The sequence below is a fragment of the Kitasatospora sp. NPDC058190 genome (assembly GCF_042883685.1).
Classification (GTDB): domain Bacteria; phylum Actinomycetota; class Actinomycetes; order Streptomycetales; family Streptomycetaceae; genus Kitasatospora.
The window spans coordinates 1-7,067 of record NZ_JBHVVI010000224.1 but is presented as its reverse complement, the minus strand read 5'-3'; the positions used below and the strand labels follow the sequence as shown (position 1 = coordinate 7,067).

Genomic DNA, 7,067 nt, shown 5'->3' with positions numbered 1-7,067 from the left:
TGAGCGCCGCCTGCCTCCCAGGCTCCGCCCCGGCGGGCTCCGGCGAGGGCGGCGGCGTGCCGTTCGCGTGGGAGAACGTGGCGCTGCACGCCTCCGGCGCGTCGGCGGTGCGGGTGCGCCTGACGCGGTCGGCTGCCGGCGCGCTGGCGCTCGCCGTGGCCGACGCCGACGGCAGGCCGGTGGCCTCGGTCGGCGCGCTGACGGTGCGCCCGATCGCCGCCGAGCAGCTGGCCGCGGGCTCGCGGGTCGGCCGGGACGAGCTCTTCCGGCTGGACTGGGTGCCGGTGAACGCTCCTGGCTCTGCGGAGTTCGTCGAGGTCGCCTCGCTGGCGGAGGTGCCGGCGGACGTCCCGCCGGTGGTCGTGATCGAGATGGCCGCCGCCGAGGTGCACGCACGAACGGCGCGGGCACTGGAGCTCGCCCAGGCTTGGCTGGCGGAGGAGCGGTTCGCAACCTCGCGGCTGGTGTTCGTGACGCGCGGCGCGGTGGCGGGCGAGGACCTGTCGGGCGCAGCGGTGTGGGGCCTGGTGCGGTCGGCGATGACCGAGGAGCCGGGTCGCTTCGGCCTGGTGGACCTGACGGGGGAGGCGGAGCTGCCGTCCGGGGCCCTGGGCCTGGACGAGCCGCAGCTGCTCGTCCGTGACGGGGAGACTCTCGCGGCCCGGCTCGTCCGGACGGAAGCGGCGGCCGACGCGGCTGTGTGGCCGAGCGAGGGCACGGTCCTGATCACGGGCGGCACGGGTGGCCTCGGCCGTCTGGTCGCCCGGCACCTCGCGGGCGAGCACGGCGTGCGCAGCCTGCTGCTGGTGAGCCGTCGGGGCGCGGACGCCGAGGGCGTCGACGCGCTGCTCGCCGAGCTGGCGGAATGCGGGGCGCACGCCGCCGTCGAGGCCTGCGACGTCGCCGACGAGGCCGTCATGGCCGACCTGTTCGCTCGCCACGACATCCGCGCGGTCGTGCACACCGCCGGCGTGCTCGACGACGGTGTGATCGCTTCGCTGACCCCCGAGCGCGTGAGCGCCGTCCTCCGACCGAAGGCGGACGCGGCCTGGAACCTGCACCGGGCCACCGAAGGCCTCGACCTCGACGCCTTCGTCCTCTTCTCCTCCATGGCCGGCACGTTCGGCAGCGCGGGCCAGGCCGCCTACGCGGCGGGCAACGCCTACCTGGACGCCCTGGCGCTCCACCGCCGCTCGCTCGGTCTGCCCGCCGTCTCCCTCGCCTGGGGCCCCTGGTCCGACGTGGCGGGCATGACCGGCACGCTCACCGACGCCGAGCGCGAGCGGATGACCCGTGCCGGCGTGCCGCCGCTCGACCCGGAGCACGGGCTGGCGCTGTTCGACGCGGTCGCCACCGGCGCCGAGCCGGGCGTCCTGCCCGTCCGGCTCGACCTGCCCGCCCTGCGGGACCGGGGCGACGTCCCCGCCCTCCTGCGCGGCCTGGTCCGGACCCCGGCGCGCCGGGCGGCCACCGCCCCCGCCGCGATCGACCTGACCCGGCGGCTGTCGGGCCTGGGCGGTGAGGAGCGGCGCGAGGCCGTCCTGGACCTGGTGCGCGACCAGATCGCGCTCGTGCTCGGCCACGAGGGCCGGTCGACGGTGGACCCGTCGCGGGCCTTCCAGGACCTCGGCTTCGACTCGCTGACGGCAGTCGAGCTGCGCAACCGGCTGCGGACCGTGACCGGTCTCCAGCTGCCGGCCACCGTCGTGTTCGACTACCCGACCGCCCACGCGCTCGCCGGCTTCCTGCTGGAGGGCCTGTTCGGCGCCGCGGAGACCGTGGAACTCCCGGCGGCCCTGCCCGTCCCGTCCGACGATCCGATCGTGCTCGTCGGGATGGCCTGCCGCTATCCCGGCGGCGTGGCGTCGCCGGAGGACCTGTGGCGCCTGGTGGCCGACGGCGTGGACGCGGTGTCGGAGTTCCCGGCCGACCGCGGTTGGGAGGTCGAGACGCTCTACGACCCGGACCCGGACCACAGCGGCACGTCCTACACCCGGACGGGCGGATTCCTGCGGGAGGCGGCGGCGTTCGACGCGGCGTTCTTCGGGATGAGCCCGCGCGAGGCGCTCGCGACGGACGCGCAGCAGCGTCTGCTGCTGGAGACCTCGTGGGAGGCCTTCGAGCGGGCCGGCATCGACCCGGTGTCCCTGCGCGGCAGCCGGACCGGCGTCTTCGCGGGCGTGATGTACGCCGACTACGCGAACCTGCTCGGCGGCGGTGAGTTCGAGGGCCACCAGGGCAGTGGCAGCGCCGGGAGCGTGGCCTCGGGCCGGGTGTCCTACACCCTCGGCCTGGAGGGCCCGGCCGTGACGGTCGATACGGCGTGCTCCTCGTCCCTCGTCGCGATGCACCTCGCCGCCCAGGCCCTGCGCAGCGGCGAGTGCACGCTGGCCCTGGCGGGCGGCGTGACGGTGATGTCCACTCCGGCGACGTTCGTCGAGTTCTCCCGGCAGCGGGGCCTGGCCGCGGACGGCCGCAGCAAGGCCTTCGCCGAGGCGGCGGACGGCGTGGGCTGGGGCGAGGGCGTCGGCATGGTCGTGCTGGAACGGCTGTCGGACGCCCGCCGCAACGGGCACCGCGTCCTCGCGGTGCTGCGGGGGAGTGCCGTCAACCAGGACGGTGCGTCCAACGGCCTCACCGCGCCGAACGGTCCGTCGCAGCAGCGCGTGATCCGCCAGGCGCTGGCGAGCGCCGGGCTGTCGTTCGGCGACGTGGACGCCGTCGAGGCGCACGGCACGGGCACGACGCTCGGTGACCCGATCGAGGCCCAGGCGCTCCTCGCGACGTACGGCCAGGACCGCGACGTTCCGCTGCTGCTGGGTTCGATCAAGTCGAACATCGGCCACTCCCAGGCTGCGGCCGGTGTCGCCGGCGTGATCAAGATGGTGCTGGCGATGCAGCACGGGGTGCTCCCGCAGTCCCTGCACATCGACCGGCCCTCCACCCACGTCGACTGGACGGCCGGCGCCGTCGAGCTGCTCACCGAGCGCATCGACTGGCCGGCCACCGACCGGCCGCGCCGCGCGGGCGTGTCGTCCTTCGGGATCAGCGGCACCAACGCGCACGTCGTCCTGGAGCTGCCCGAGTCGGCGGAGCCGGGGAACGAGGCCGCACCCGGCCTGCTGCCGTGGGTGGTGTCCGCCAAGTCCGAGGCGGCGCTGGACGCACAGCTCGCGCGGCTCGCGGATGTCGGGGAACTGCCCTCCGCGGACGTGGCGTTCACCTTGGCCGGGCGGTCGGCGCTGCCGCACCGCACGGTGCTCGTGGACGGTGTGGCGGTGGCCCGAGGGGTCGCGGCCGACGGCAGGACGGCGTTCCTGTTCTCCGGGCAGGGCTCGCAACGCCTCGGTATGGGACGGGAGTTGTACGACCGGTTCCCGGTGTTCGCCCGGGCCTTCGACGAGGTGTGCGGGGCTCTGGAGCTTCCGGTTCGGGACGTCGTGTGGGGCTCGGACGAGGAGCAGCTGAACCAGACCGCGTACGCCCAGGCCGGGCTGTTCGCCGTCGAGGTGGCGCTGTACCGGCTCGTCGAATCCCTCGGCGTGCGCGCCGAGTTCGTGGCCGGGCACTCGATCGGTGAGGTCGCCGCGGCGCACGTCGCCGGACTGTTCAGCCTGGCCGACGCCTGCGCCCTGGTGGCCGCCCGAGGCCGTCTCATGCAGGCGCTGCCGTTCGGCGGTGCGATGCTCGCCGTGCAGGCGACGGAGGACGAAGTGCTGCCCCTGCTGGGTGACTTCGTGTCGATCGCCGCCGTCAACGGCCCGCGCTCGATCGTCGTCTCGGGAACGGAAGACGCCGTCGCGGCGATCGAGGCGCACTTCGCCGACCGCCGGACCACGCGCCTGCGGGTGTCCCACGCGTTCCACTCCCCGCTGATGGACCCGATGCTGGCGGACTTCCGCGAGGTCCTCAACGGGCTGACCTACCGCACCCCTTCGATCCCGGTCGTCTCCAACCTGACCGGTGAACTCGGCGACGAGGACCTCCGCACCCCCGACTACTGGGTGCGCCACGTCCGCGAGGCCGTCCGTTTCGCCGACGGCGTCCGCACCCTCCACGAGGCCGGCGTCCGCCGCTACCTCGAACTCGGCCCCGACGCCGTCCTCACCGCGCTCACCGCGAGCGCGCTGCCCGACGACGCCGAGACCGTGGCCACCCCGGCTCTCCGCAAGGACCGGCCCGAGGAGGCGAACCTCCTCCAGGCCCTCGCGAGCCTGCACGTCCACGGCGCGAAGGTCGACTGGCGGGCCCTGCTCGCCGGAGCCGGCCGGCACCTCGCCGAGCTCCCGACCTACCCGTTCGAGCACCGGGACTACTGGCCGACGGGCCTGCCCGCCGGCCGGGGTGCCGAGTCCGCCGGGCTCAGGAACGCCGAACACCCGCTGCTCACCGGCTCGCTGGAGCTGGCCGACAGCGACGGCCTGCTGTTCACCGGCCGCCTGTCGGCGCGCTCCCACCCGTGGGCGGCGGACCACGTCGTCATGGGCTCGGTCCTGGTGCCGGGCACGGCGCTGGTCGAGCTGGCCGTGCGCGCGGGCGACGAGGTCGGCTGCGACGTCGTCGAGGAGCTGACGCTCGCGGCGCCGCTGGTCCTCCCGGAGACGGGAGCCGTGCAGCTCCAGGTCGCCGTCGGGGCGCCGGACGACGCGGGCCGCCGGCCCGTGACCGTGCACTCCCGGCCGGGTTCGGGCGGCCTGCACCCGTGGACCCTGCACGCCGGCGGCGTGCTCGGCACAGGCGCGGCACCGGCGGCGTTCGACGCCTCGGTGTGGCCGCCGGCCGGCGCCGAGCAGGTCGACCTGACCGGCCTCTACGACGGCCTGGCGGAGGCCGGGTTCGGGTACGGCCCCGCCTTCCAGGGCCTCCGGACGGTCTGGCGCCGGGGCGACGAGCTCTTCGCGGACGTCTCCCTGCCCGAGGGCGTCGAGGGCGGCGCCTACGGTCTGCACCCGGCCCTGTTCGACGCCTGCCTGCACACGCTCGCCGTGGGCGGCGGGCTCGGTGAGGGCGGCGCCGGGGTGCCGTTCGCGTGGGAGGACGTCGCGCTGCACGCCTCCGGGGCGTCCGCGCTGCGGGTCCGGCTGGCGCCGTCGGCGTCCGGCGGGCTGGCGCTCGCCGCGGCCGACACCGAGGGCCGGCCGGTCGCGTCGGTGGGCTCGCTCACCGTCCGGCCGATCGCCGCCGAGCAGCTCGGCGCCGCCCGCCCGGTGGGCCACGACGCCCTGTTCCGCCTCGACTGGGTGCCGGTGCAGGCGCCCGCCGGCGCGGACGTGGCGTCCGGCGCCGTCGAGCCGACCGCGCAGGCGCTGACCGAGCTCGCCGCACGGTCCGACGTGCCGCCGGTGGTGCTGGCCGAACTTCCCGCCGGCGGGGCCGAGTCGGTGCACGACCGGGCGGCCGCCGTCCTGGAGATGGTCCAGACGTGGCTCGCGCACGACGGTTTCGCCGCCTCGCGGCTGGTGTTCGTCACGCGGGGCGCGGTGTCCGGCGCCGACCTCGCGGGCGCCGCGGCCTGGGGCCTGGTGCGCTCGGCAGCCTCGGAGGAGCCGGGCCGGTTCGGCCTGCTCGACCTCGCCACCGCCGAGACCGGGCTCCTGCCCGCCGCCCTCATCGTCGATGAGCCGCAACTTCTCCTGCGTGACGGCGAGTTGTTCGCCGCCCGCCTCGCGAGGGAGGAGCTCGCGACCGAGGCCCCGAGCTGGCCCGCCGAGGGCACGGTGCTGATCACCGGCGGCACCGGCGGCCTCGGCCGCCTGGTGGCCCGGCACCTCGCCGCCGAGCACGGGGTGCGCAGCCTGCTCCTGGTCAGCCGCAGCGGCGCCGCCGCCGACGGCGTGGCCGAACTGGTCGCCGAACTCGCCGGGCTCGGCGCCGAGACGGCCGTCGAGGCCTGCGACGTCGCCGACGAGGCCGCCGTCACCGGGCTGTTCGCCCGCCACGACGTCCGCGCGGTGGTGCACACCGCGGGCGTCCTGGACGACGGGACGATCGGCTCGCTCACGCCCGAGCGCATCGGCGCCGTGCTGCGCCCGAAGGCGGACGCCGCGTGGAACCTCCACCGGGCCGCCCAGGGCGTCGAGACCTTCGTCCTGTTCTCCTCGGCGGCCGGCACGCTCGGCAACCCCGGCCAGGCCAACTACGCGACGGCCAACGCCTTCCTGGACGCCCTCGCCCGCCACCGCCACTCCCTCGGCCTGCCCGCCGTCTCCCTGGCGTGGGGCCCGTGGACCGGCACCGGGGGCATGACCGGCACCCTCACCGAGGCCGAGACCGAACGACTGGCCCGGGCCGGCATGCCGCCGCTCACGCCGGAACTGGGCCTCGCCCTGTTCGACGCGACCACGGCCGGCACGGCACCCGCCGTCCTGCCGCTGCGCCTCGACCCGGCCGCCCTGAGCCGGCGCGGCGAGATCCCGCCGCTCCTGCGCGGCCTGGTGCGCGTGCCGGTGCGGCGCGGCTCGGCCGCCGGCGCGGACGGCGGGACGGGCGGCGGCGCCGAGTTCGTGCGGCGGCTGTCCGAACTGCCGGACACCGAACGGCGAGAGGCGCTGCTGGAGGCGGTCCGCCGCCAGGTGGCCGCGGTCCTCGGCCACGCCGAGGCGTCCGGGGTGGACCCGCAGCGGGCCTTCCAGGACCTCGGCCTCGACTCCCTCACGGCAGTCGAACTGCGCAACCGCCTGGGTGGGCTGGTGGGCCTGCGGCTGCCGGCCACGCTGGTCTTCGACCACCCGACGGTGGCAGAGCTGGCCGACCACCTGTTCGAGCGGCTCGGCCTGGAGCCCGAGCCCACCGCGGGCCCGGCCGCCCTGCTGGCCGAACTCGACCGGTTGGAGCAGGCGTTCGGGACGGCGGAGGTCGGCGGATCGGACGAGGCGCTGATGGACCAGGTGGCCGCCCGCCTGGAGGTGTTGCGCTCGAAGTGGCTCGCCGTCCGGAGCGCCGCTGCCGCCGATGGTCCCGCGGGCTCCGGGACCTTCGACTTCGAGTCGGCTTCGGACGACGAGATGTTCGACCTGTTGGACAACGAACTGGGCCTCGCTGACTGACCCGGCCCCACCCCTTCCCGC

Annotated in this window: 1 pseudogene; it reads left to right on the top strand. The window is 76.0% G+C overall.

Annotated features, from left to right (window positions below):
* Positions 1-44 precede the first annotated feature (44 nt).
* A pseudogene (locus ACFVWU_RS43740) lies at positions 45-7,046 on the top strand (SDR family NAD(P)-dependent oxidoreductase); the annotation flags it as partial.
* Between the last annotated feature and the right edge of the window lie 21 nt (positions 7,047-7,067).